This window comes from Collinsella intestinalis (genome assembly GCF_902364775.2).
Classification (GTDB): Bacteria; Actinomycetota; Coriobacteriia; order Coriobacteriales; family Coriobacteriaceae; genus Collinsella.
Window position 1 is genome coordinate 943,968 of record NZ_CABJEU020000001.1, and the last position, 26,214, is coordinate 970,181.

Annotated in this window: 26 protein-coding genes and 2 pseudogenes; 1 reads left to right on the forward strand and 27 read right to left on the reverse strand. The window is 53.7% G+C overall.

Translation table 11 applies throughout. From position 1 onward, the window contains the following. Positions 1 to 66: 66 nt before the first annotated feature. The 5 genes from FY258_RS04070 to FY258_RS04090 form a co-directional block, all read right to left on the reverse strand. Positions 67 to 462 carry a hypothetical protein gene (locus FY258_RS04070; protein ID WP_118103338.1) on the reverse strand — a complete coding sequence of 132 codons (396 nt, stop codon included), beginning with the start codon at positions 460 to 462 and terminating at the stop codon, positions 67 to 69. Next, on the reverse strand, positions 416 to 1,030 hold the full coding sequence (locus FY258_RS04075) for an HD domain-containing protein (protein ID WP_118103340.1): 615 nt from the start codon (positions 1,028 to 1,030) through the stop codon (positions 416 to 418). The genes FY258_RS04070 and FY258_RS04075 overlap by 47 nt, the downstream gene beginning before the upstream one ends. A gap of 452 nt (positions 1,031 to 1,482) precedes the next feature. Continuing rightward, positions 1,483 to 2,124, reverse strand: coding sequence for an RloB family protein (locus FY258_RS04080; protein WP_118103342.1), 642 nt, complete (start codon positions 2,122 to 2,124; stop codon positions 1,483 to 1,485). Next, positions 2,124 to 3,401, reverse strand: a complete 1,278-nt coding sequence (locus FY258_RS04085) for an AAA family ATPase (protein WP_118103344.1) — start codon at positions 3,399 to 3,401, stop codon at positions 2,124 to 2,126. Before FY258_RS04085 ends, FY258_RS04080 begins: the two co-directional genes overlap by 1 nt. Before the next feature lie 496 nt (positions 3,402 to 3,897). Further along, a complete protein-coding gene (locus tag FY258_RS04090; protein WP_118103346.1) occupies positions 3,898 to 5,157 on the reverse strand; it encodes a hypothetical protein in 1,260 nt (419 codons plus the stop codon). A gap of 282 nt (positions 5,158 to 5,439) precedes the next feature. On the opposite strand from FY258_RS04090, the gene FY258_RS04095 reads away from it, so the two are divergent. After that, positions 5,440 to 5,721 (forward strand): hypothetical protein, encoded by a 282-nt coding sequence (locus FY258_RS04095; RefSeq protein ID WP_147350718.1) that lies wholly within the window; start codon positions 5,440 to 5,442, stop codon positions 5,719 to 5,721. 130 nt (positions 5,722 to 5,851) lie between these two features. Here FY258_RS04095 and FY258_RS04100 read toward each other — a convergent pair whose 3' ends face one another. The 22 genes and pseudogenes from FY258_RS04100 to FY258_RS04205 form a co-directional block, all read right to left on the reverse strand. Further along, complete coding sequence (locus tag FY258_RS04100) at positions 5,852 to 7,603, reverse strand: AAA family ATPase (RefSeq protein ID WP_182279406.1); 1,752 nt, start codon at positions 7,601 to 7,603, stop codon at positions 5,852 to 5,854. A 181-nt stretch (positions 7,604 to 7,784) separates the two neighbouring features. Then, a pseudogene (locus tag FY258_RS04105) lies at positions 7,785 to 8,105 on the reverse strand (UTP--glucose-1-phosphate uridylyltransferase); the annotation flags it as partial. After that, positions 8,099 to 9,157: pseudogene (rfbB, locus tag FY258_RS04110) on the reverse strand (dTDP-glucose 4,6-dehydratase). The pseudogenes rfbB and FY258_RS04105, both read right to left, overlap by 7 nt. 466 nt (positions 9,158 to 9,623) lie before the next feature. Further along, positions 9,624 to 9,848: an IS3 family transposase gene (locus tag FY258_RS04115; protein ID WP_118103352.1), complete on the reverse strand. Its 225-nt coding sequence runs from the start codon at positions 9,846 to 9,848 to the stop codon at positions 9,624 to 9,626. A 63-nt stretch (positions 9,849 to 9,911) separates the two neighbouring features. After that, positions 9,912 to 10,979, reverse strand: coding sequence for an IS3 family transposase (locus FY258_RS04120; RefSeq protein ID WP_118103354.1), 1,068 nt, complete (start codon positions 10,977 to 10,979; stop codon positions 9,912 to 9,914). A 420-nt stretch (positions 10,980 to 11,399) separates the two neighbouring features. Further along, positions 11,400 to 11,843 carry a DUF1919 domain-containing protein gene (locus tag FY258_RS04125; protein ID WP_259324435.1) on the reverse strand — a complete coding sequence of 148 codons (444 nt, stop codon included), beginning with the start codon at positions 11,841 to 11,843 and terminating at the stop codon, positions 11,400 to 11,402. Beyond that, positions 11,761 to 12,033 (reverse strand): DUF1919 domain-containing protein, encoded by a 273-nt coding sequence (locus FY258_RS04130; RefSeq protein WP_118103358.1) that lies wholly within the window; start codon positions 12,031 to 12,033, stop codon positions 11,761 to 11,763. Before FY258_RS04130 ends, FY258_RS04125 begins: the two co-directional genes overlap by 83 nt. A gap of 55 nt (positions 12,034 to 12,088) precedes the next feature. Continuing rightward, positions 12,089 to 13,222, reverse strand: a complete 1,134-nt coding sequence (locus FY258_RS04135) for a Coenzyme F420 hydrogenase/dehydrogenase, beta subunit C-terminal domain (protein WP_118103360.1) — start codon at positions 13,220 to 13,222, stop codon at positions 12,089 to 12,091. Next, positions 13,212 to 14,780 carry an oligosaccharide flippase family protein gene (locus FY258_RS04140; protein WP_118103362.1) on the reverse strand — a complete coding sequence of 523 codons (1,569 nt, stop codon included), beginning with the start codon at positions 14,778 to 14,780 and terminating at the stop codon, positions 13,212 to 13,214. Before FY258_RS04140 ends, FY258_RS04135 begins: the two co-directional genes overlap by 11 nt. Before the next feature lie 2 nt (positions 14,781 to 14,782). Further along, the gene (locus tag FY258_RS04145; protein ID WP_118103363.1) at positions 14,783 to 15,910 is read right to left on the reverse strand and encodes a polysaccharide pyruvyl transferase family protein; all 1,128 of its coding nucleotides are present in this window, start codon (positions 15,908 to 15,910) and stop codon (positions 14,783 to 14,785) included. A gap of 2 nt (positions 15,911 to 15,912) precedes the next feature. Next, entirely contained in the window at positions 15,913 to 16,998 is a 1,086-nt protein-coding gene (locus FY258_RS04150) for an O-antigen ligase family protein (RefSeq protein WP_182279409.1), read from the reverse strand. Between the two features lie 166 nt (positions 16,999 to 17,164). Further along, positions 17,165 to 18,088 carry a glycosyltransferase family 2 protein gene (locus tag FY258_RS04155; RefSeq protein ID WP_182279410.1) on the reverse strand — a complete coding sequence of 308 codons (924 nt, stop codon included), beginning with the start codon at positions 18,086 to 18,088 and terminating at the stop codon, positions 17,165 to 17,167. Between the two features lie 13 nt (positions 18,089 to 18,101). After that, positions 18,102 to 18,596 (reverse strand): serine O-acetyltransferase, encoded by a 495-nt coding sequence (locus FY258_RS04160; RefSeq protein ID WP_118103369.1) that lies wholly within the window; start codon positions 18,594 to 18,596, stop codon positions 18,102 to 18,104. After that, positions 18,593 to 19,696, reverse strand: coding sequence for a glycosyltransferase (locus tag FY258_RS04165; protein ID WP_118103371.1), 1,104 nt, complete (start codon positions 19,694 to 19,696; stop codon positions 18,593 to 18,595). Before FY258_RS04165 ends, FY258_RS04160 begins: the two co-directional genes overlap by 4 nt. After that, complete coding sequence (locus FY258_RS04170; RefSeq protein WP_220396009.1) at positions 19,696 to 20,589, reverse strand: ATP-grasp fold amidoligase family protein; 894 nt, start codon at positions 20,587 to 20,589, stop codon at positions 19,696 to 19,698. The genes FY258_RS04165 and FY258_RS04170 overlap by 1 nt, the downstream gene beginning before the upstream one ends. Further along, on the reverse strand, positions 20,586 to 21,527 hold the full coding sequence (locus FY258_RS04175; protein WP_118103375.1) for an ATP-grasp fold amidoligase family protein: 942 nt from the start codon (positions 21,525 to 21,527) through the stop codon (positions 20,586 to 20,588). The genes FY258_RS04170 and FY258_RS04175 overlap by 4 nt, the downstream gene beginning before the upstream one ends. Next, positions 21,524 to 22,015, reverse strand: coding sequence for a PssE/Cps14G family polysaccharide biosynthesis glycosyltransferase (gene pssE / locus FY258_RS04180; RefSeq protein WP_182279411.1), 492 nt, complete (start codon positions 22,013 to 22,015; stop codon positions 21,524 to 21,526). Before pssE ends, FY258_RS04175 begins: the two co-directional genes overlap by 4 nt. A gap of 12 nt (positions 22,016 to 22,027) precedes the next feature. Next, entirely contained in the window at positions 22,028 to 22,501 is a 474-nt protein-coding gene (pssD, locus tag FY258_RS04185; RefSeq protein ID WP_118103379.1) for a PssD/Cps14F family polysaccharide biosynthesis glycosyltransferase, read from the reverse strand. A 4-nt stretch (positions 22,502 to 22,505) separates the two neighbouring features. Then, positions 22,506 to 23,765, reverse strand: a complete 1,260-nt coding sequence (locus FY258_RS04190; protein ID WP_118103381.1) for a nucleotide sugar dehydrogenase — start codon at positions 23,763 to 23,765, stop codon at positions 22,506 to 22,508. Positions 23,766 to 23,855: 90 nt separating this feature from the next. Beyond that, positions 23,856 to 24,458 (reverse strand): sugar transferase, encoded by a 603-nt coding sequence (locus FY258_RS04195; RefSeq protein WP_259324436.1) that lies wholly within the window; start codon positions 24,456 to 24,458, stop codon positions 23,856 to 23,858. Positions 24,459 to 24,734: 276 nt separating this feature from the next. Beyond that, positions 24,735 to 25,253 (reverse strand): antiterminator LoaP, encoded by a 519-nt coding sequence (gene loaP / locus FY258_RS04200; RefSeq protein ID WP_118103385.1) that lies wholly within the window; start codon positions 25,251 to 25,253, stop codon positions 24,735 to 24,737. 242 nt (positions 25,254 to 25,495) lie between these two features. Further along, positions 25,496 to 26,152: a tyrosine-protein phosphatase gene (locus FY258_RS04205; protein ID WP_118103387.1), complete on the reverse strand. Its 657-nt coding sequence runs from the start codon at positions 26,150 to 26,152 to the stop codon at positions 25,496 to 25,498. Positions 26,153 to 26,214: the final 62 nt, after the last annotated feature.

Consider the following 26,214-nt stretch of genomic DNA (forward strand, 5'->3'; position numbering starts at 1 on the left):
CTTATTGCAAAACTGGCTGTCGATCACGACCGCTTATCAACAGCAATGAATGCTTGAGATTACGGGCTAGGCATCGTAACGCTCAAGTAGCGAATCAAGAAAAATTCCACCGTCGACATATGCCTCAGAATTAAGTTCAGCCTCAGAACAATCCAAGCGATTCATGAGGCGCTTATGGGGATCCTCGCTTTCGATGCCAGGGCGGAAATCAAACGCAAGCCCCTGCATCACATCGCAGATGGCGTCCCAGCGGTACTGGGTAAGCTCAGACTCGAAATGCGGGCTCAGGCCGAAGGGCTCGCGCAGGAGCGCCTGCAGGTATCCCCTATCCCCCAGGGCCTTGCAGGACGCGGGCAACTCGAGCTCGAAGGCGAGGCAGACGGCGCCCACAAGGCCGTCGAGCGACCCGGGGCGCTCATCGCGCGAGAGGCGCCGGCGCTCGCCGAACGCCTCGAACGCCACATCCGAGATCCCCCCCACGCGAGAACTCGCCGGGATCGATACCCAGCACCGCCTCGCAGCTCGATTGGTTGAACACACGTAGAATATCCACCTTGTCGGCGTCCCGCGTGATGGTGCAGAAAAGGCGCTCGCGAGCGCTCAATCCCGGCGGGAGTCTGAAGTCGCTGTGCAGGGCAACGGCGCTCTCGATGATGTGCACCCATTCCGGATCGTTGGTGAAGCTTCCCATCTCGTCTTTGAGTACCTGGATCCCGAGCGCTGCATGGCTGCATGAGTCCGCGTCGCTGAAAGTCCCCCATTGGCACAACTGTTCGAATCGCCCGATGTCGTGCAGCAGGCCGCACAGCCACGCGAGGTCGACGTCGGCCGAGGGCAGGCCCTCCCCTCGCGCGATCTCGTCGCACAACCCGGCAGCCTCATAGGTGTGTTCGACCTTGAGCGCGATCCGCTCATCCGAGGCGTCGTAACGAGCGACATATGAATTGAATGCATCTAAACACGATTCACGCATAACATCCCCCGAAAAAAAGAAATAGCCGCCGGTGCCTTCAGCCACGATAACAAGCAAAGATAAGCAACCTTAAATGTCGAAATAAAAGACCCGCAACTCGCATATTGGAGACCTGCTAAAGCAATGATACTCACTCGAAGTCCGGAGGGCCGCAGCCGAAGACTATAGGCCCCAAACGCAAACGACCCGAATCAACCTAACAGTCGATTCGGGCCGAAGGCCATTACTCACGTAAGGGCCAACTGAAAATAGAAATCTACGGGTCGAGCGCTCCAGACAGCCGCGCTCGTCAACGACACCCAGCACACGCCCGCAAAGCGACTGCGAATGGCAGGGAGCTCCGTGACAATCGGACTCAACAGACGGCGACCCACGATGTGAAAGCTGGAGGATGTGCCTCGGGGCTCGGGTGGCAGCGAGGGACCCGGCCATGGAGAGCTGTTGTGGGCTTTCGTGGCATAGCGAACGATACATCAAAGAACGCGCGGGTTCCACGCCGAAGCAGCCCGTTATTGCAATAACGGGCCGCTATTCATGGCCACAATCTGCCTCACCAGCAGATCAACATCAGTAAAAGCATCATCGTTGTCGCATCCGCTCTCGCGGATGCGCTCTGCATGCTTGAGAGCAACGGGGAGTCGCTCCATAAGCTCGCTCGCCTGTTGATCCGTTAGCCCCTTATGCTGAGGGCTATATCCAGGCAAATACTTTGACAGCTCAGCGGCCAACCGTTTCGCGTTCACCTTGGGCGGCGAAGGAACATAATGAAGAAGCAACCAGCGCTCAAAACTCGCCGAACTAAGCGCCCATAAAGTTTTGGAGCTCCCTCTTGAAGGAATTTCGTCGGGCCTGGCAGCGCAATCCTTCCATCCATGTTCCCACTCGGTGTCCGCAACGCACCACTTATAATCGATGGACGAGCAGACGCCTTGATACCGCTTGTTGCCGGACAATTCCTTTAGAAACCTGCCGACCTCAGAAGCGGGTCCGTTCCCAACATTGTGGATCATGAGCCGTTGACCTGGAATGCGATACTTTCTCCGCAGCGCGGAAATATAATCCTCCTCCGTCTTGCCCTCAACCGCAACAAACAAGACGTCGCCCGCGCTCTTCTTCGGCTTTCCACGCTTTAGATTTTTAGCCACGGACATCACGCCCCCACCAAGCTTGAATATATGCCGTCAACATAGGGGACCGCGCCATATCTACCCAGTTCGTAGCCCACGCTCTTGCGTTCGCTCTTTCTTACCGAGTAATCAGATAAAGACTCGACCGTCGTGGCGCCGTTACCCCACTTGGTAGTGAGCCAGACCTGATCTCTCCTCAGCTCGTCCATCAGCTGAGGAGTATGCGCTGTGAAGAGCAGCTGAGCGTGCTTTTTATTAATCCATTCATCGGCGAACATACGAATAATCTCGCGAACAAGCGCAGGATGAAGAGATCTATCAATCTCATCGACGCACAGCACGGCACCGTCACGCAAAGCGATAAGCGCATCTGCCGCAACACCCAGAAAAGCAAGCGTGCCAACCGACTCGCCGCTGCTCTCAAAATCCACGGAGCCGTCTTCGGCAGCATGCGTGAAAATCGCTGTCTTGAACGGCATGTCCTTAAGGCGTTCCAGAGCTTCCTGACTGAGCATCTGCTCAATCCCGCTCATCCTCTCCAAAAATGGCTCGCTCTTGGACTTTATACCAACAATTCCAAGGTCGGCATGAGAGATAATCTTAATCAGGTCGGACCGGATGTCGTCGCCCTCCGCTCCATCGAGAATGGGTCCAAACGAAGAAGCGTCCTTCTCGTCCGGCTCAGAAAATCTCAACTGCTTCGCTATCCAATTGTACGGAGCCATCAAAGGCTCGAAACCCTCCTGTGCCGCACGAGACAGGACGAGGGACGTGGGTTTGTTCTCCAAAAACTGCTGGATCTTCTTGAGAGCCGACATCTTGGACGTTAGCTTGAGCTGCATGCTACCACTGTCATCCATATAGCGATGAAACATTAGTTGAGAACGGCCTGTTTCGTATTTCTCCAATTTCTCATTCATTACCCGATCGGAGCGATGGGACACCTCATAATCGTACCGGACATCGTCAACGGTAAAAATGATCTTGAATGCTGAGGGGGCCGAACGATGGGCGGAATCAAGCTTGAACGGATTAAAGGGGAGCATCATATCCGGCATAAGGCCCGCAGAAAACCGCACGAGCCACTGCAGATGATTAAGGGCATCGACAACAGTGGTTTTACCAGATGCGTTCGCGCCAAAGAACGAGGCCGCCTTGAGTATCGACTCTGATTTCAATCCCGGCGCGCCGCACGCAACCGTCCACTCGTCCGCTTCTTTAAAATACCTGCTCGCTACAAACGAAACAGTCTGCTCATCCCTAATGGAGCCGTAGTTCTCCACGCTAAACTCTACAAGCATGGCTCCACCCTCCTTGCAAGACTTCAGTCATGTCAAACACGGTTATTTGAACTTTTTATTCAAATAACCGTGTTTAATACTAACAGAATAACTGGGCTTTACGACATTCATTCCATGTGATGTTGTTAGGTAACATGCAATTCATCGCGTGCTTTGACACCAAGATAGCGTCACAGTGGAAGGGAGGGCACGGCCTGTCCCAATGTGGATTCAAGTTGTCGAGACGAGAAGCATATTGAAGGCAGGCTTTGCCCGAACCCATCATGACATCGAAAGAGGAAAGCCTCGGTTCCAATCTGCGTTAGCTGGTCAAGATGAGACAGTCGATAACACGCCGAACTGCCCACTCGAAACAACTGCAGGCGAACCAGTCGACGGGCGAGGAATCGTCTTATGTCCCATCAATACACTGCAGCCTATCTTCCGGACGCCGAACGCGAGAAGAGAAGAGACCAGCAGTCGCGGCTTGATTTGTCAGACACGCTTCCGCAACAAATCACCTATTCAAGCCAAACTCTTCCAATCCGACGAAACCAGACGAGGTCCGCAACGTCTCTTTAAAGCCATCTGAAGTAAGGCGTCCCTCTAGATAGGCCTCATAGCAACGAAGCAATACTTCGGTTGAAAGAACAGCGATATCGTTTCTCGATGCGATAGTCAGCTGGCTCTCCGGGAAGCTATCGCGTTCTTCGGGCTTCATCTCAATTTGAGATGCAAATATAAGAATTCCTTTTACCGCGCTTGCGTCTCCGATGGAATCCTTAGCGTCCATCTCAATCTGAACATGGTCATACGCTCTTGAAACGTGCTGTCTCTTTAATCCCCCAACGCTTCCCTTGACTTCAATCAGGAAAGTCGTATCTCCGAAACAGAATCTAAAATCCTCTTCTTTAGTGTCAATAAACGTGTCGTCAACTTCAGAAATCTTCGCGATGATATGACGCACTCTGTCCTCAAGTTCAAAGTCTTTATAGCAAAGAATGGCCTTAATATTCTGGTAGTCGGAGAGAACCTCTTCGATTCTCGCCTTTTCCCCACTTAACCGAATCAGCTCCCCGTCGATGCTCTCCTTCTTAGACCTCTGTTCCTCCTCATCATAAAAATCAATCTCATCCAGCCAGGCCGGAAGGCTCTTCGCGTGATTCAAAGGCGGAAAAATGGCTTCAACCAACGCCAGCAAATCATCGATACAGCTTATTTGCAAGGTCGTCGCCGCAAGAGTTTCTGAAATCATCACCGCCGTAGTTGTGGAAGCATCCGATCGCAACAACTGTTTAAGAGAATTTAAGGACGTCTTGATGAACGAAAATGCCGAGGGTAACTCCCTGTCAGGCAGCTTCGTCTTCGAGGCGCCAAAACAAACGGGAAGAGAGGAAGAAAACAGATCTCCAATCGGAGACTTTGCAAAATCTGTAATGAAATCCTTTAACGGAATAAGGGTACGGTATCTTTGAGTATGAAAGCCCGGGTCATAGCCATAGTCATACAGGAATGAATAATTACAGGGAAGGAGAATCAGGCATTTTGATTGAGCTGATAAATCCATCATCTGACGAAGCGAAATTATATTTGCGCGATCATTCAACCAGGAACGATTGTTATCCCTGTTCTTCCACAGCTCCTTATCTTGCAAGCTGATAATGGTCAGCTCAAACGCATCGAATGCGGCAGCATTTTTAAACTCATTGACGATTAAGTCATCAACCGCCTCGATGGGGCAAGAGGGCTTATTTGAAACCAGCAGTTGAATTTTCACTTTAGTTCCCCCACATAAGTAGTCAGCAGGAAATATACGCCCAGAGATTGCAAGCGTCTTCCAGTCAATCTTACACCGCATAACCTTTCACAATGCACCGTGAATCAGAAGCGCGATTTCACGCCTTTGAGGCTTCCGCTTTAACAGCTCTCGCGTGAGACGCACGGTCCAGCCTCATAGCAAATGGGGGGGGCTCGCAATGGAACAAAACTCCAATTCAATACAAGCTCGACATAGCTTTCTACCGCCCCTGGACGGCGCGCCCGGCCTCAGTGACTTCCTTTGCCGGGAGTCACCGGGCCCATTGTCGCGATACCAGACTATAATCTCTATGAGGCCCGCGGCGAAATCGGTGTAAGCCAGCTCCCAGCCGAGCTCGGTCCTGAGGTTGATCGTGTCGATCGCGTAACTGCGGTCGTGGCCGGGGCGATAGCGCTCCCAGTCAAAGTCGTCCTCTGGGCGGCCAAAGCACTTCAGGATCTCGCGGAGCACGGTGATGCCGACCAGCTCGCCGTCGACGCCGATCAGGTGGACCCCCATCCGAACCTTGGTGGGGATGCTTAGAACAACTTATGTGCACGCCAACTTGGACGCAAAGGCGCTAGCGCACTGCGCAGCAACAAAGCCGGAGCCGGTGAAACCACAGCCGTCGGCAACGCCAATGCGGACAAACCCGAAATACCAGCCATTCGAGCTAGCAGCCGAAACCATGCAATATGCCTTCAACTGCCGAATTCGACCTCAGGTCCTCAATCTTTGCACCCGCGATATACTCCATTGCCGCTTGAAACCATGAATTGGCCTGATGACCGTACTCAATCCCATCAGCAACAAACATCGACTCAAGTTCCCCCGTTTTCAGTATGACCAAGCCTCTCTCCCCGAGGAAACGAATCATATCTTTGACTCTAATCATGAGAGCTGCGTCCACGCCGGCTTCAACATCGTTTTTATAACAATCGGACACGGCAGCCGGTAGCTTGCCAGAACCAGCCGGCGGCGCACCTACAAGGTTCCTATACTCTGCCTCAAGATCCTGCCTAAGTTGTAAGAAGCTCTGCTTAAGCTTGGCATCAGATTTATCAAGAAAGCATGTCATCACGTTATTAAAAAGGTCTTTGTTGTTTAAAAGGTCAAAATCAGAAATTACTCGGCACTTGATCCCCGCATTCGAATAGAACTTCTTAAATATAGGAAATGCATCTTTTCCGTTCGTCGGGATAAACAAGCCATCATAAGCTTCGTCGGCTTTCATAATGATTCTTGAATACACCGATTCGTCCCAAGGACCCTCCACAAGATTCACCTCAGAGGAAAACAGGCCATCTAGATACTTTGGCGAATAGTTCTTACGGTTTATAAGCTCCTGCAACTCTTCTGTCCCGATCACTTTTGCGGTTGTCCCCCCTGGCGTCCGCTCAAGTCTAATAATCTGTACGTCCCCGCAATCCCCTAAAAGCAACCCCTGAAGCAAGTATGAGCTATGGGTGGAAATGAAGGCGCTCTCCAATTGCTCATTATTAGATAGGTGGTTCATGAGCAGTTCACCCATGCGTCGAGCATAGGGAGGATGGAGAAAGGCCTCGGGCTCATCGAGCAGGAATATCGGTTTATTACGCCCGATCACACTCAACAAGACCGATACGAAACTCCTGAATCCATCCCCCTCATCACTCAAGCGCGAAGCCTTCTCTAAAATCTCGAGTTTCTTTGGAGTGTCAGACGTAGCTCGATACTCTCCGAAAGAATCGCTTACGACGGGAACAACTAGCTGCCTACTCGAGACGGCATCAAGAACGACATCCCTTTCGAACAGACTATAAATATCGGCTGAAATGGCTACACAATCCGGATCGTAATCAAGAACCGATGAAAGGATGTTGTAGTCATTGTCTCGATGACCAAAAGCCCGCTCCCCAACAGAGAGCAAGAGTCTATCCTCCGTGCCGACATAATCAACCATGCAAGGACCAAAAAACTCCAACGACTCATATCTTGCCTCACGCTCACCACCATGAGCTTCGTGATCACTCAAAACTGAATCGAGACCATCAATCCAGGAGGAAGCAGAGTAAAAATTCGCTTGACTTGAATAGGACGAATAGCTCCCATCGGGAGACAGTCGTTTACCGATATTGCAGTAATCACGAACACGCCAGCCACCTTCATGCCTGACAACCCGACTCCCCAGTGAATACGATGAGATCAAATCATCCGAACTGGCAGGCATATTCAGATCAATATGGTCGAATACAACGCTATCGATTTGGCCAGAACCGCTGAAATGACGCTCTGGGTGCCCAAGTATTTCAGACCTGATCTCTTTCAGCGCGCGACTCTTGCCTGAATTGTTCGGACCAATAATGACGTTGATTTTCTTAGGAACGATTGGCTGATCCGAACACTTGAAAGAAAGGCTATTGATCTTGAACTGATAGTCCGCCATATGCCACTCCCGCATCATCCTCTTAATTGATTTGCATATCTTTATTCTAAGGACCATTGAGGACAAATGGGCCATAGCGGCTCAGACTCGATACCAATTAAGTGCTTCAACACGTCCCCATAAGAAAAAAGCGAGCCGCATCAGCGGGCTCGCATTCAAAGGGAGGATGCAATAACTGAGCCTATCGCTCCAAGCCACCGCGCTCGTCGACGGCCACCCAGAACTCGCCGGCGAAGCGGGGGTCGCTCGCGGCCATGAGGGCGTTGGTGGCGATCCAGCCGGAGGGGGTGCCGGTGTCGTAGCCGGACAGCGGGTCGATCACGACGGCGTACATGGCCTCGCGGTCCAGGCTGCGCGCCATGGCGTCGGTCAGCTGGATCTCGTTGCCCTTGCCGGGCTGCTGGCTGGCGAGGAGCTCCATCACGAGCGGGCTCAGCAGGTAGCGGCCCACGATGTAGAGGTTGGAGGGGGCCGCCTCGGGGCTCGGCTTCGCTACTACCCCTGGGCGGCGTACCTCGCCTCGGTGGCCTCCTTGGCCGGGCGCCACCAGGCCTCGTTGTCGCGGTACCACGCGATGGTCTCCGCGAGGCCGGCGGCGAAGTCGGTGCGCGAGGGCTCCCAGCCGAGCTCGCGGCGGAGCTTGGTGGCGTCGATCGCGTAGCGGCGGTCGTGGCCGGGGCGGTCGCGCACCCAGTCGCAGTCGTCCCCGTCGCGGCCGAAGGCCTTGAGGATCTCGCGCAGGACGGTGATGTTGTCCAGCTCGCCGTCGGCGCCGATCAGGTAGGTCTCGCCGATGCGGCCGCGGGGGAGGATGCACCACACGGCGGAGCTGTGGTCCTCGGTGTGGATCCAGTCGCGGACGTTCCTGCCGTCGCCGTAGAGCTTGGGGCGCACGCCGTCGATGAGGTTCGTGACCTGGCGCGGGATGAACTTCTCCACGTGCTGGTAGGGGCCGTAGTTGTTGGAGCAGTTGGAGATGGTGGCTCACAGGCCGAAGGTGCGGGCCCATGCGCGCACCAGCAGGTCCGAGGACGCCTTGGTGGAGCTGTACGGGGAGCTCGGGCGGTAGGGAGTCCCCTCGGTGAAGCGGGCCGGGTCGTCCAGCGCCAGGTCGCCGTAGACCTCGTCGGTGGAGACGTGGTGGTAGCGCACGCCGTGCTTCCTGCAGGCCTCGATCAGCGCGTAGCTGCCCTCGACGTTGGTCTTGAGGAACGGGCCCGGGTCGGCGATGGAGTTGTCGTTGTGGGACTCGGCGGCGTAGTGGACCACGGCGTCGGTCTCCGACACGAGGCGGTCGACCAGCGCGGCGTCGCAGATGTCGCCCACGACGAGCTCGACGCGGTCGGCGGGGAGCCCGGCGATGTTCTCGGGGTTGCCGGCGTAGGTCAGCTTGTCGAGCACGGTGACGGGGACGCCCGGGTGCTCGCGCACGACGTGGTGGACGAAGTTGGAGCCGATGAAGCCGCAGCCGCCGGTGACGACGATGCGCTTGGGCTCGAAGTTGCCAAAAGCCATCCAATCCCCCTTACAGTCGGCAACACCGCCACAAACCATAGGCCGTCATCATGCAACGAGTTCCTTAACTACCAACCTGCCCTCAAGCATAAATCGCGTCATGAGGCTTCGACCATGGTCGATATTATCCAAAGTCCGGCCATAAGCGAACAGCAAACGCGATACGGCCAGGCATGCCTCTTCCCGTATTTCCCCCTTCCCTTCTTCTGTTCGTAAATCCGATAATAAACAATAAGACGAGTATCGCTGCCATACAGGTCGAGCGTGTCGAATATCGACTGGAAATATGAATAGTCGGCCGCAGCGAGAGAATGGCCGAAAATCGTGATGATTCCCGTCCCAGTGTTCTCGTCATACGGGTCAAACGCCAAGCAAGTCTACGTGCATCCGGCAATCGATGTCGCGCCATCTCGACCTACTTTCTCGATAGGGATCGTACAGGATTATGTCCCAAATGGTTGACTCATTCCCCAAAGACGGGGGTGCGCCCCAAACTCTGGAGACGCTAGGCCGCTAAGCCAAGCGATTTCCTGTACTGCATCGGACTCATCCAGCCCAATGACTCCTTGATGCGCTCGTCGCGATGGTATCTCATGTATTGCTCCAGCTGGCCGATGAAGTCCCCCGTCGTCACCCCCTCCCAGTCGCGGTCGTAGAAGAACTCGTTATTCAGCCTTCCGAAGAATCCCTCGCAAGCGGAGTTGTCGGGCGAGCACCCCTTCCTGGACATCGACCGGACGATGCCGCGCTCTGCGCAGATGCCGATCCATCCGGGCCATCGGTAGTGGCAGCCTCAGTCGCTGTGGCATACGGGATGCTCCCCGTCCGCCAGCTGCCCGCAGGCCTCTTCCAGCATGGAGTTCGCCAGCTCCGCGTTCGGGCTCTCCCCGATGCTCCACGCGACGGGCATCCCGTCGAAGCAGTCGATCACGGGACTCAGGTACACCTTGCCGGCGGGGATGGAGAACCGCGTGACGTCGGTGAGCCACTTCTCGTTCGGGGCCTCGGCGCGGAAGTCGCGCGCGACGAGGTTGTCGGGGGCCGCGCTTATCCCTCCCGCATAATAGCTGTAGGAGCGCCTCTTCTTCGCGTAGCTCACGCGGCGGCCCTCTTCGGCCATGAGGCGCCGCACGGTCTTGCCCGACACGACTATCGGGTCCTCCCGCTCGCGCAGGCGCTGCCGGATGTAGCGGTAGCCCCTCTTGCCCCTGGCCAGCGCGAACTCCTCCCTGATGGCGGCACGCGCGCGCCCGTGGCGATCGGGCCGCCCCGGCTTCGCCTTGCAGTAGTAGTAGCTCGACGACGAGAGCCCGACCTCCGGCAAGGCCTCCGTCACGGCGAAGCTGGCGGGCAGGGCATAGACGATCGCGGCCTTCTCGTCATTGCTCAGATCGTCGATGCCCTCTGCTTTTAAAACCTTCACCGTGCCCTCGAGCACAGCGGCCTTGAGCTCCAGCTTGTGGATGTACTCCTCGAGCTCCTCGTCGGTCATGCGGGCCCTCCCGTCGGGGCTCAGGTGCTTGGTCTCGCCGGGATCGATCTCCGGGATGTCCATGTGGCCGCCTTCGACGTACCAGCTCTTCCAATTGGATATCGTGGGCGCGGAGACGCCCACCATCACGGCAACCTCGTCCAGCCCGAACCCATGGCCGCCATAGGCAAGCCCCAACGCGAGCCTCACCGTATCCTGGGGGTATTTTACAGGGTGCGGCCTGCTGGCCCTGAGGATGCCGTCGCGGAGGCGCCTCCATCTGGCAGCGCTCTCGCAGCCGACGCCGAAGCGTCGCTCGGCCTCGCGGACGGAATGGCCCGAATCCAGATATTCGAGCACCTCGTTGACAAGCTCTTGCGGATACGGCATATCTTCCTCCTAGAGAACTATATCTCCAGGTTCAGGGGCGCACCCCCGAAAGCGACCGATCCTCCTTATTAGAGCGATGGCAGGTCGAAGCCATCATAGAAATACCATGTCGAGCTGAATCGAAAGAAAACGTAGCCCGTTGAAATTCCAAGTTATTCCGAGAGTTCAGTAGGGGCGCTTACACGCCTTGCAATGATCTGGCGATGCGTCAACAATGTCCCCGAATCCAACCGTGCTCCCCGCTCAGACGCGAAGACGTGCTCAGCCTTAATCCATCCGGTGAATGCCATCAAGCAATTGATCTCGTTACAAGCCAACCCGAGTCAAGAAGCTCGTCAACTCGTAGTGCATCTGGAGCGAAAAGCCCATCGTAGAACTAGGGGCAACTCCAATTGAAAGGCTCGTAGACAAAGCCCGCAATCAACTTAGAGACCGGGCTCTCGTTCCATCACCATTAAGGAACCCAACGTAATCAAAAGCGTCGAGATACCTTCGCCCGCTCAGTTTTGAGGTGTAATCCGAGAGCACCCCAACCTCGCCAGCCTCAATCGGGAATGAAGGATCATAAAATGCGGAGGAAATCTCTGGCATTGGCTTCGATACAAAAACAACCTTATTTTGATAGGGCAGATTGTCAAAAGCGATAAGGTCGTCATACGTACACCCATCTCGCTCCGTCATGACGAAAAAGGCATTATCGAGGTCTACCCTTTTCAACCGCATGTTCCACTTTGCCACAGCCTCATCAAAACTCTGGTAGTGCACGAAGTCAACTCTGATGTCATCGAGGATACCCACGGGATAGTCGGCACCCCCCCCCTGCAACAAAATGAGCTTCATACAGGTAGTGGTGAAGGTTGCCAAGCAGCCTTACGAATTCCCCGGGCCGTATAAACAGATTGACGGTAGGACTCCTGAACTGCAAGCCCAAATCATGAGTCATCACCCCACCATTGCAGTTGCTCGCAAAGACTGTAGGAGTGAAATTGGTTAGCCGAGCCTTCTCTCTCTTGCTTAGACCCTTCCTCATGAGTCGCCTGAATCCGGAATTCATTGCTTGGCCCCCTTCCCTTCATTTCGGCAGCGATATCATGCGCGTCAATTAACCGCTATCTACCTAATAATGCCAACAGCCGATGTTTCTTTGTGCGCAACCAAAATCGCTTCCATGTCCAAGTCCTATGAACTGCAGAGTCAAACCCGACCCTACCGTATGCCTTAAGAAACCGCTGTCTATCCCTAGTTCGTCTCGACGGCTCATGGAGATTGGTTTGCTCTTCATTGTCGGCTTCACTGAAGTTTCGCTCCTCTAGATATACGCTCGCTGGGAGCTTCGCAATAGCATCGGCACCGGCCTTCGTGTTGCAAAGGACGACAGACACCTTACCTGGCGGCACCGCTTCAAGAGTTGACTTATCCAATCCCCAAAAGTCCCCAAGTGTAATGTCTCCAGCACGGCGATTGCGCGCATAAGGACACTCGTAGCAGGCATCGCGATGAATGATGCCTGCTACGAAGACGGAAAAGAACCCGTCTTCGAAGCAGGGCTTGTCGAAGACAAGCTCGCCATCGCGATAAGCGCACATATGGAAATCATTTGTCCCACGAAACGAAAATGCGTCCCAACGACCTTTGACCTGACTGTCCAAATGCTCACGAAGAAGTGCGGCGGGTGGAGTCCCATGACAGATCAGGTCGACGCATAGCAGCCCGTCACTGGAATCCCCCACAATGGACCGCAGGGCGGCAACTTGACATGGAGTGGAGATAAAAAGTACCTTTCTACCCCTTGCGAGGAAATTTTTGACGCTCCTATAAGCACCGGCAGGACTACTGTAGACATATTTCGATCCACGCAAACCCTCCAATCCGCTTTCCTCCTCAACCGCGATGCAGCGAGCTTCTCCATCAACGGACGCCGATCCAAAGACGACTCCGCCATCGATTATCGTTCTCCTGGCAAGGGCGGTAGCAAGCCCACCAGATGAAGAAAGCCTGACATCGCTCGGATCATTACTCCAAGCCGCGTACGTTTTGAAAGGCATCCTAAGTTCGACAGGCGCGCATGCAGGGCAGACAGTATGACAGAGACCGCAATCCTTGCATTTCACAGCATCGACGATAGGGGCTGGGTCACCGCAAGGACCAGTCTCCACCATCTTAAGCGCCTGGAACGGACAAGCGTCAATGCAAGCGCCACATCCCGTGCATGTCAATCTGCCGCATACATAATTATCCTGCATTGATCCTCCTTAAACCAAACTTGCGTCGTAGAAGGGCAGAGATGACCAACCTCTCATCTTTGCCAAACAAGGCATACATCTCAAATGTGTAACCAAGAATAGCGGCGAGAAGCGCGATACCAACGAGTGAGGCCCAAGTGGTGCAGATACCGATTTGGTCGACAAACGCGTACACAAGCCAAAGAACCACAAGAACGACAATCTCACGAATTAGAGGTTTAAAGAAAGTCCTCTTACGTACGCCTATAACAACAGCGCAATAAATCGGCTGCACGAGTGAGTGGCGCACAAACATAAGAATCGAGCTCACCCCCGCGATGACAACCAACCTATCATGAGAAGTGAACAGTATGAGGGGAAACTCGATGACAAGTGTCAGCAAGCTAAAACCGAAAGCGATTAATACGGACCCTTTGACTTTGGTTGTTAACGTGTTTGCATAATAGAGAGGCTCGACGAGCGCACTGGCAATGAGCGTTACAACGGTAAGTACTGACAGGAGCTGAATCTCCGACAGTTCAGCAACAGTCCTACCAGGAAGCCAGAGGGAATAAAATGACGGTCCGAAGCCAATAAAGCCAGCGAGCGGCACAATAAGAAACGATGCAGTAAACCTCATTGCAAAATCGAATCGATTCACCAACTCGACCTTGTTGCCCTGCGCATACGCCTCAGCCATCTTTGGATAGAACAGATTGGCGATGCTGCCCGACAGGCTCGTCAAAGCCTGGGGCACCGTTTTCGCAACGGACAGTAGCCCCATTGCAGCACCGCCCGCAAAAATATTGGCGATCAGCAAGTCAAGACCAGTCTGAATGAGATTGTTAATGTTCTGGAGACTATTCCATACTCCAACCCTAAGGAGCTCCAAAACTTTTTGAAGGTTGAACCTCGAGGGCGACAGCCTGAGCTCGGGAAGCAACCTGCGTGTCAGGATTATCTGAACAACACCAGTGGCAATCGTCGCGGCAAGCCCGGCAACGCTGAAGTACCACATATGGGGCGAGGCGACCCAAAAGAGGACAGCTAGAAAGATGACACGCAGGACAGATCCAAGGAGCTGCCCGATAGAATTCAAGAACAGTTCGTTCTTTATAAAAGCCGCCACGCCGAACACAACTGTAAGCAGACTTACTCCTGCGTTCAGAAACCCAAGGAGAACAGTGATGCGCAAGTCGCAAACGAACTCAGGAGCCACGCTGACAAGTCTGTCAATATTCGCCGCAAGTAATACAGATCCAACAAGAACCGCAGCCGCCATGATACAGTTCGAGAAAAAGACTGACGAAAAATACTCCTCGGCATCATCGGTTTTCCCCTCGTGATAGGAAACCGTAATGAATCGACTCGCCATAGCGTTAAGGGCAGCAGTGACAATTGCCACATAGCTGACGAAGTTGTTGACCAGCCCCACGAAGCCATAAGCCTCGTCACCGAGCTTCTGAAGCACGATCGGCGTGAGTACGAAACTGATGATGAATTGCGATCCTAGAACCGAAAATTGCGCGACAAAATTTAACACAAATTTCTTTTTGTCCCCTATTGCCCTTGGCGACATGCCTAGCGAACCTTTCTGCAAACGGAAATGTTGTCCCTTAAATAGGAAAGTGAGCTTTCACGTGCCGCCGCTCTAATCGCATCGGTCTTATCAAAATCAAGATCGCACCCGAGAATGCATGAAATATCCTCATGAGCCGCTGCAAGCCTGTCATTAAGGGACAACCTGTCGAGAAGATCCGTGAGCTTGTTCGAATTTTGTCCACGCTTGATAACGGCGAAAGGCGTATGGGTAATAACCGAGAAGATGGCTCCATGAAACGTATCAGTAACAACGAAGTCGGCTTCTTTGAAGTAACTCAGTATTTCATCTGGTCCACAATCGATGTTCCTATCGCAAAAGTCTTGATGCCCGTAAACGGCAAAAAGCTCAACGCCCCTTTTTCTCGCCACCTCTCGAATTGCTTCGCCCTCGACCTTAGTAAAACGATTCCCATATCCATAAACGAGCGCATAAGGACTAGAAGCAGAAACGGACCTCCAGCCCATTTCTTCTACACCCGAGACAAGAACAGGATCAAGATGAATCTGGATGTCGGAAATCCCCAACGCTTCAAGTGTTACTCGTGAATTCTCGTCCCTTACGGATATAGCGTCGAAGCAGTCAAAGCACTCCCTGACATCAGCGGACACACCGAATTTTGCCAAATCCGAAAGAGTCGTGTGCCCAAACGAACCGGCATAGCTAATCACGGATCCGCAATTATTGCCCTCGCCAAGGAGCTGTCGGCAAAATCCAACGTTCGGCCCCGCCTGCGTACAATTAAAAACTTCATCGCTGCCGATGACCAAGGTGTCAACGTAGTCGCCGATGTTTCTCTTACAAGGGTTCACACCCAAAAGCTCCAGGCAACGTTCGTATTCGATGTCCATCGGAGTCGGATTATAAATACCCATGGCAACGAGAACGGACCTCCCCGTCTTGGTAAACCTCACATTCGCCTTGACCCTGCCAAGCAAATCCTTAATCTGCTCACTTCTACTTCTTAGCCCAGGGACACACGGTGCCGGCCTGTAATCGACAAACTTGACATCGTGGCCCAAAGACTCGATCATCGTCTTCAATCCATATGCCTGCATGAAAGAGCCGTGATTCACGATCCTTTGCATCGACATAATTCCGACGCACATTATTACCTCCCAACAAGCGGCCTTTTTCCGCAATCAGTGCCCTGCTTTTCCTGTTCAAAACGCTCTTCAGTAGCCCTTCGATCCGATGAAACGAGAATGGCCATTAGCGCAATGAAGAAGAAGTAGTTGTAGGTGATTTCCACAACGGAGCCAGCAATCATCGCGTACAGCAGAATGAACATACCCCAACTCCACTGTCGTTTACTTCTTTTCGAGCATGTCCAAACCATATAGAGTATGGCCATAAGTCCGACGACACCGTAATTCACGAGCGTCTCCATGATTGAATTTTGAGCGTTACCGTAGCCAACATGCATCGCGACTGCAGCGTTTCCGTAACCATAGCCGAATACGGGTGAACCACTAATCACGGTTTGAAGACCGCTATATATCAAATCTCTGCCCGTTAGCGTCAGATTCTCTCCAAGGATGTCGACAACGAAGTGCTTTACAAGTGGAGTCTGCAGAAGAGACGACAGAAATACAAGAATTACGCCTGTCATTATCATGGCAGCGATAATAACTGTAGGTTTTTCGAGCAGACGTTGAGCTTCACGAGGAAGAAAAACGAGGACTACCACAAGCGCAGACATGGCAACGGCTGTTGAACAATACACGGCACGGGCAACGACGAGCGCCAGCAGCCCCAAACCGGCGGCAACAGCGGTAACCGTCTTGCCGCTTACACCAGCACGGTGAAGCCTTACATACGTGAGACAAGCCAACAGAATAAAATAATAGCTCGTCGAGAACTTATTTCCAGCAAAGTAATAGAGCAGGGGTCCATCTGCAACACCGACTTTTGCTATGAATGCGATTGACAGGATGCAATATACAACCGTCATCCAAAAGAAGACATTGATAAACGTATCGATTCTGCCCCACCTGCCGCAGGTTGAAATCAGAAGAGCAAGAGCGTAAAGACAAATCGAATAGAACAGCGCGTCGATGCAGTTTGTAGAGTCGACGTATCCAGCTAGGTACCCCGCAACGCTTGAAACCACCACCACAAGGCAGAACGGGATTGACGGATGTTTCCAGTCTCTACCCTTAAGGTTGGTAACCAGAAAAAGGACTACAAAAAACACGCAACACACCTTGAGACCTTGCTGGAGCACTTTTGGTATGCAAACGAGTTTGAAAACCGCGAAATAAATCGCGACGAGGGACAGAGTGAGCCAGTCGAAGCAAATCCTCCGATTCAGGAACGAATCCCGATTTCTAACCTGTTGAAAATTTTGCATGGTGTTCCGCCTACAAATAGCTATAAAACCGAGGAGAAGCGGCGAACAGTAACGCCTTTGCCTTTTCTTTTTGGCTGGCTCCATGCTCGAAAAGGAACCTCTTATCTATACCGGGTACGCTAAGCCCGCGCCGAAGTCCAAGATCACGGCAAGTGTGTAGATAGCACTTCGCAAGATACCCATACAGAGCATCGCGAAGCTCAGAGTTTTCTATATTGTCAAACTGCCTTTTCCAGCGTCCAAGGATTTCCTGCATCGAAACAGCACGCTTCTGACAGTTCGATGACTTCATAATTGAACCGGGACGCATTATATAGTTGTAGAACTTGTACTTCACACAGACGATACTCCGAGCGGCCAGAAAAACCCTCGGCTGCATTTCCATGTCCTCATGCAACAAACCCACAGCAAACCTCAGGTTATTGTCGTTGAAGAGCGAGAGCTTACAAAACATGAAGCAAGCACACGGATACCATTCTCCTGCTTTCAAGGCAGTCAGGATGAAATCAGATGCGGAATATACTCTACCTTCCTCCAACAGCGCATAATGATCCGGATTGTCCTGCCCAGGACTAATACGCCAGTCCCCAAGAACCATATCGGCATCAGAAGCGACAGCCGTGAGATACAATCTCTCACAACTATCCACCTCGATATAGTCATCGGAATCAACAAACATGACATAGTCGCCAGCAGCTTTATTCAGTCCGTAGTTACGGGCGTCCGAAAGCCCACCATTAACCTTGTGGATGACCTTTACCCTGGAATCTCGATCAGCATAGTCATCGCAGATTTGAGGGCACCCATCTGGGCTGCCATCATCAACGAGTATTATCTCTATGTCAGTCAAGGTCTGGCTCAGCACGCTGTTCACGCAGCGCCTCAACTCATTCTCAACTTTATAGACCGGGATAATTACGCTAACAAGCGGCACAAACAACCTCCAACTATATCTTTCTGCCAGGTTCGACGTCTTCGGTAACTATCCGAGCCGCCTTCACAATCGCACCGTCCCCAACGTATACCGGCCCGAAAACGCAGGAGTTCGTGTACAGGGTAACGTCGCTCCCAAAATGGGGCTGCCAGAAGACCCCCCCCCGACCATCTTCGCGATGACGTCCATGGGAGCCGCCGATGGTCACGCCCTGATACACTGTGAGCGGCCCCTCGCTGACAACTCCGGCGCCTATGACAACGCCAAGGCCGTGGACGAGGCGAAACCCCGGTGCCAACTTAGCCTTGTAGTCCAAATCGACGTGGTAAAGCATCCTGTTCAAGCACCAAACGATCTTCGCTAGCGGCTCAAGATGGCCGCGGTAGAGCAGGGCGGACAGGCGGAAAAGAGCCACTGCGTGAAAGCAGGGGTTCAAAAGAAGCGTCCCGAGCGAACGCGGGAAGCCCTTTCCCCCGGCGGCTACGACAAAGTCGGCGTTAATGTTCATTCCCGACCTCCTTTACGGTCCAATGCGACCTCATATGCGCCCTCAAGAAGGCGGTAGCTCGAGCGAATATCGAAAGGCTCCAGGCTCCCCACATGAAAGGAGTCTTTGCCCCTATCATGTGAACGTAAAGCCATCGCAGCTATCTCGCCCGCCCATCTTGCAGCGGTTTCTGTAAGGGGGATCGCGTGAAACCTGTCGCTCACGCAGGCACCCAGTGGCACATCGGAAGAAACAAAGCATTCGAGGCCGGCAAGTTGCGCCTCCACGAGGACGATACCGAGTCCCTCGTGAATCGAGGGGAACACGAAGCAATCCATCGCCGAATAGAGCTTGGCTGGGTCCTTAACATTGCCAAGCAGCATAATCGAATCACTGGCGGGCGATGCCTCAACCACGGCCCTAACATCCTTCTCTCCAGGGCCCCCGCCCGCAATCAGCAGAACCGATTCAGGGTGCTCAGCATGAAATTCCTCGAAAATCTTGATGAGGAACACATGGTTTTTCTCAGGGTTCAACCTCGCCACGTTGCCAAGAATATAGACGTCCTCGCCGATACCGTAGGCTCCGCGCAGCTCGAGGCGCGCTTGAGGGTCGAACCTGAACTTGTCAAGCTCGAAGGAGTTTGGGATGACGGAAAAGCCTGCATCTCCAAAAAGCCATTTGCCAGCCTCATCGCTGCAGGCAAGCATGCAGTCGCAAAGTCGAGGCACTAAAGGTCTCAGCACTCTATGGAGCACGGGATGTTCGCATCCCGTGTTGTGGCAGTGGCAAGCCACTGCCACAGCACGGGAACGCTTCGCTATAACCAACTCTGGAAAAACCATACCGCTGTTGCCGTGGACATGACAGACATCGAATCGTCCTTCGTCGAGAGCCTTACCCAGCGATTTGAAATAAGCAAGAGTGTTGGACTTCTTGTTTGGAAGCTGCTTGACCACGATACCGCAAGCCACAGCCTCGTCGACTTTTTCCTGCTCACAAGGCCCGCCAACAATCACGGTAACCGCATGACCGTGCCGGATCAGCTCAGCAGAATAGGTGAGAACGACTTTACCAATGCCGTTGTTAACGAGGTTGTATACAACCATGCAGACATTCACTAGGCCACCTCGTCGCAGGGAAGCTTCAGCCAATCGCCCATCTTCTCGTCGAAAGAAATCGGCTCAATCTTGCCGAAGCCGGCCCCCTTGGTGAACGTGAGCTCACCGAAGACAATCTTTCCATGGGTGTAGTACAAATCAACGCGTACGTGGTGGAAATCCTGAGACAACGCCCTTGCCACCTCAAGCATCTCTCCAAGCACTTCAGGCCTTTCAACGTCGCAAGACTCGTCATTGGGGTAGCCAAGCTTGACTCCCCCGAACAGGTTGAGCTCCGTGTCGTACGCATTAATGTGGTGCTCGCCATCGCGCCATGTATCCACATAGATCATCTTGGGCTCACCGTTAAAGCAAAAGATCTTGTAGTCGAACAGCGCCTCTCCGCCGTCGCCCTCCAAGTATTTTTCGACGATGACGCGCGGCCTCTCGACCCCGTAGAACCATTCGCCGTAACAGGGCAGGAACTTCGCGCGCAGCCACTTGCGGCACTTGCGGACGACCTCGCGGCGATCGACAGGCTCAGCTCCGTCCACGATGATGTTGAACGTCGACCCATGGGTCACCTTCACGACATAGCGCTCGGGTAGGTCATCGAAGGGGATGTCGGCAGGGTCGAAGCCCTGCCAGAGGAGGTCGTTCAGGTACGTACCACAGCCCTTCGATTTCACGTATGAGCGCACGGCGTACTTGTCACAGCACTTTGCCATCAGTGGATTGCGATCGTACAGCTTTATCCACTGCAGTTTCTCATTGTATGTCCTCGGGTGTTTCAGGTTCAAAGGATATCCGACCTTCAGTCTAAATAGAATCTTAAGTGTCAACTCGGGACTCACGCGGTACAAGAGGTTGAACGGCGTTAGAATCGCGTTCTTCTTGAGGTTGTCCATACTCATATAAGAACGCTCCTTACGCCGCCAGACCGCCGACTACGCATTCCGTTTTTGCAGCACCAACTTCTCGCCCATCCACTCGTCGAACGCGTACGGGTGGAACCGGTCGAAGCCCGATCCCGACGTAAAGGTGATTTCCCCGAAAACCAGTCTCGGAGCACCCCCCCCTTCGCAATATAGAAATCAACGCGAGCATGATTAAACGGGGCCGCAAGAGCCTCGGCCACCGTAATCATCTCTTCAAAACAACCTGGCTTTTGAATCTTTTTTTTAGAACGCTTTTCACCCATGTCGCAGCCCTCTATTAAGTTCCAGTCCATGTCGTAGCAATCCTCACAGTGTTCGTTGGAAGTACGTCCCGTACACACGAGCGTTAATAAAGCCTTCCCGTTCATTACGAAAACTTTGTAATCATCCAGCCCGCAATCACTATCGGACTCAATGTACTTCTCGACAACAACTTTTGGCTCTATTCCACCACTGCGCCCATAGAACCATTCACCGTAACAAGGTAAAAACTTTGCTCCAAGCCACTTACGGCACTTGCGGACAATCTCATTCCTATCGGCAAGACTATTGCCGTCAATGATGATGTTAAAGGTGGACCCGTGAGTCACCTTCACAACGTACTTTTCCGGAAGCGAGTCAAAAGGGATCGCGTTAGGGTCGCTGCCATGCCACAAAAGATCATTAAGATACTTCCCATAGCCGCATTCCTCGACATAGTTCCTTACTTCGTACTTGTCGGCGCAACGCGGCATAAGGGGATTGTGATCGTATAGTTTTATCCACTGGATTTTTTCGCTAAACGTCTTAGGGTTATCGAGATCCAAAGAATAGCCTTGCTTGATGCGAAATAGAACCCTAAGGCACAGCTCGGGAGAAATAAGGTACAGCGCGTTAAATGGTGTCAGAAGCACATTTTTCATCATGGTGTTCATCGCACGCCTCCAATCTCATCAATATATTCGGACAGGTCTGCGCAAAAACGCTCAGTGTTACTTTGATAAGGAAGGTAATCGTTGACAATAACACGTGCGTAAGCGTTCGAAAGGTCAGCGGGTTCCATGCAGGGCTCGATGAGCCCCATCGCCCCGAACTGGCACACGATCTCCACCTGATGATCGTCGACGTGCTCGCCGTACTTGGACAAGCGGGGAACGGCAATCACCTTCTTGCCGCTCTTGACGGCGCCGATGATAGCGCCCGTCCCTCCGTGGGTCACCACGACGTCGCACGCGCCCATATGCGCTCGAAACGACTCACGGCCCAAGAAGGCCTCGTGGCGCATGTGAGTGGGTACATAGGTGCACGCCCCCGTCTGGGCGAAGGCCCCGCCATCGACGCAGCCGCCCGACACTAGATCATCTACAGCCCTGAGCAACCTGTCGAACTGGAACTTCTGCGAGCCGACCGTTACAAAGATCACAGCCACACCTCCCTAGTAAACACCGCCGACGAAGCGGGCACCCGAGTACACCGAGAGCATCGACTTCCACTGAACGTAGAAGCGGTCAGCGAACTTGCCCAAGAGCTTGCCCGTCATAGTCGGCGAATCGGTCTTTGCGAACGACTCGATGTACACAAGCTTGGCGCCCAGCGCGTGTCCGATTAGGCAGAACGGGACGGTCGCTAGCACACCCGTACACACGATCACATCTGGGCGCTCGGCAAGCCAATATCTAAAAGACGCCATGGTGTTGGCGATCATGTGCGGCAGGAACGTCACCTCGTGCCGATTAACCTGACGCACGTAACATGAGCGGACAGGCAGCTTGACATCGTAGGCCGTCCTCTCGGTAAGGATAAAGCTGTCGTAACGTTCCATTAAAGGCCTGAGCGCCAATAGTTGCTCAAGATGGCCTCCAGACGAGGCGGCAAAGCACACCTTGATCTCCTTGGGGCTTTTTCCCATACAACTAGTCCCTTTTGAACAGGTCGCGAGTGTAGACTTTGTCCGCGACATCAATCAGATCATCGTTCCAACGGTTGGCGATGATCACGTCGCACTCAGCCTTGAACCTCTCGAGGTCGTGAGTCACCTCCGAGCCGTAGAACTCTGGCGCGTCCAGCGCAGGTTCGTAGACAACCACGGGCACACCCTTGGCCTTCACGCGCTTCATGACGCCCTGGATAGAGCTCGCCCGAAAGTTATCGGAGTTGCTCTTCATGGTGAGGCGATACACACCCACGATCGGCTTCTCCTTCCCCTCGTACACGCGATTCCAGACCATCTGGAGCACCTCGTTAGCCACGAAGTCCTTTCGGGTTCGGTTGGCCTCCACGATGGCCTCGATGAGGTTTTGCGGCACGTCCCTGTAGTTGGCGAGCAGCTGCTTTGTGTCCTTAGGCAGGCAGTAGCCGCCGTATCCGAAGCTGGGGTTGTTGTAGTGGGACCCGATGCGCGGTTCCAGGCACACCCCATCGATCACGTCGCGGGCGTCGAGCCCTCGTGCCTCGCAGTAGGTATCGAGCTCGTTGAAGTAGGCCACACGGAGCGCCAGGTAGGTGTTGGCGAACAGCTTCACGGCCTCGGCCTCGGTGGCGCCAAGCGCGAGCTCGGGGATGCCCGCCGAACCATCGACGTTGACACGCTCGAGTTCCGATGGGTCGGCGCCCTGTGCGAGCAAGCGGGCAAACTCCTTGGCAGCCTCGACGGCCTCAGCGTCGTCCTTGGGTGCACCCACCACGATGCGGCTGGGGTGCAGGTTGTCGTAGAGTGCCTTGCTCTCGCGCAGGAACTCCGGAGAGAAGAAAATCTTCCTGTCGCCCAGTCTCTCGCGCAGACCCACGGTGTAACCGACCGGGATCGTCGACTTGATAACGATCCAGGCGCCCGGGTTCACCGACCGCACGGCGGCGATAGCGGCCTCCACCGACGAGGTGTCGAAGAAGTTCCTCTGGCTGTCGTAGTTCGTGGGCGTGGCGATGACAACGTAGTCGGCACCGGCATATGCCTCGGCCGCGTCGACGGTAGCGTGCAGGTCGAGTTTGCGCTCCCCCGCTTTCGCCTCGGCGAGGAATCGCTCAATCTCGTCGTCCTGGATGGGCGACATGAACGCGTTGATCTTCTCGACCTTCTCGGGCACGATGTCCAAGGCGTGGACCTCGTTGTGCTGTGAGAGTAAAACCGCAAGCGATAAGCCAACGTAACCGGTCCCGGCGACAGCGATCTTCATGCCATTCCCCTTAATTCGCATCTTCCTTACGGCTGGCGAACGACCTGTGTCCGGAGCGGAGCTCCCCAGCCTCACATCGGGACGGCCCATCTACGCCGCCCCCTTTCCGGTGAAGACCACGGCAACGGTCTGCAAGATCAACTTCAAATCCGTCATCACACCGCGGCGCGCGATGTAACCTAGGTCCAGCCGCACCATGTCGTCGAAGTCCACGTCTGAGCGGCCGCCCACCTGCCAGGGGCCGGTGAGGCCCGGCTTCACGGCCAGGCGCTGCATGGCCCACTCGTCGTACTGCGCGACCTCGCGCGGCAGCGGTGGGCGCGGGCCCACAACGGACATGTCGCCCATAAGAACGTTGAGGAACTGCGGGAACTCGTCGATGGAGTGTCTGCGGATGAAGCGACCGATGCGCGTGACGCGCGGGTCGTCCTTCATCTTGAACATGGGGCCCTCGACCTCGTTCTCGGCCAGAAGGGCGTCCTTCATCTTATCGGCGCCTTTCACCATACTCCGAAACTTCCACATGGTGAACTCGCGAGGCTTGCCGTCAGCACCGATACGCCCCACGCGCTTTTGGCGGTACAGCGGGCACCCCGGGCTCTCGATGGCAATCGCGGCGCAGAGGACCAACGACGGAACAAAAGCAACCGTAATAACAGCAGCGGAAAATACGATATCGAAGCATCGCTTCACAAAACGATACCCCAACCGCTCGCAATCATAAGCTTGAGCATTACGCATAAGGGAGAGCCGACGCACCGAGAGCTCCTCAAGCTTGGCCGATTCTCTTGTTCCTGCAACTGGTATTGAAGTGGGAGCCTTTACGATAGGCGAATCGTCGATGCTTTCACCGTAGGAATCTTTGTCCCTACGGTTACAGCTATCTATTATCTCCATTGGGAGCTGCCCCCCCCCAGGACATCTTGATCAACGTGCAAGATTCGATCTTCTTGCCGTCGACTTCCCATCTCATCGATTGACAATTCCCAAACCAACCTTCGTCTTAACCATGCGTCCACATATCTCAAACTCGACAAAAGCAACGTTCTTATGTCGGTTCACACTCACTATCATTGCCTCTCGCCCACACAGAGGGCCAGATTGAACAACGACTCTTCCGTGCTCGATAACCCCCATGCTCATATCAATGCAACGAGTGTGGTTATTGCTCAAGGCTTCAATACGAGCGCGTTCTTCAGCGGCTAAGGGAACGAACGACTCTCCCATCTTGAGCAAGCGCGTGAATTCGGGGATTTCTCGCAGTGTGCGAATCACCAAATCAAGCCGATCGCTCACCACAATCACGTATCCAGGCAGCAATGGTTTTTGGACATCAATCCACTCCCCCGCCTTCTTAATTTGCGTTGCATATCGAGGAGAAAAACACTCTTCAACGGCACCCGGAGGCGAGAGGAGCTCTATAAGAGAACAGAACCTTCGTTCAGATCCCGTCGTGACCTGAATTACATACCAAGAGCCCTTTGACATACAGTCCCCTCAATCGACATTACGCTGAACGGCCCATTAACATTGAGGCAACAACGCCAAGGCTTCGCCATAGACCTGCGTCTCACAGAAAGTCGTATTCGCTCTCTTAACACCGCCGGGCTCTGCACGTGGCACGATCCCCAGTGGAGGAAGATATGTGGACGAATGCAGCATGCTACGAATCCGATGATCGTAGAATCAATCAAATAGATTCATAAAATGCTACTTTTTAATCTATTATTTTATACCGCAAAATGTGCTCCGCGGCGTGGGAATTTATCAATCGCCCGGATAAGGTATTTGTAATGCTCGGGCTTATGCGCGTCACTGGCGATATACCTGTACAAATTGCGATCAAAGAGCTTCTTGGCAGGCTTTTTTTCCTTGCCAAATCGCCCTCCGCCCATAAAATCTGCAGACGCCTGCAAATGACACCCCATCCGGACCAACCGTTCAGCAATGTCTGGATCGCGCTGAATGGCACGATACCTTTCAGGATGGGCAATGATCACCGAATAACCCAACCCCTGGAGTTCGTAAATCGTGCGTTCGTAGTCTTCGAAGTCCCGCTCCCCTGCATGCGGATCGAGTTCGAGCAAAAACTCATTGCTCCCATCGAAGCACAGATAAGGCGCCCATTCTTCGACACCCAGCTCGACGAGCTTGGGGTGCGCCACCTCAAAGCCCATTTGCAGGGGAAACCCATCGGCATGTTCCTGCAATTCATAAAAAGCATTCCACATCGCATTATGGTCAAAATACGGATCACGGCAATGTGGCGTACAGACAATGCTCGTCACCCCCGCCGCCTTAGCAGCCTCGAGCATCTTTAGGCTGCTGGCAAGATCTGGAGCGCCGTCGTCGACACCGGGTAGAATATGGCAATGAATATCCCTCAAGGTACATCCCATCAGCTAAAAGACTTCCGCCGCACATAAGATGCGGCGGAAGACAAATCGAT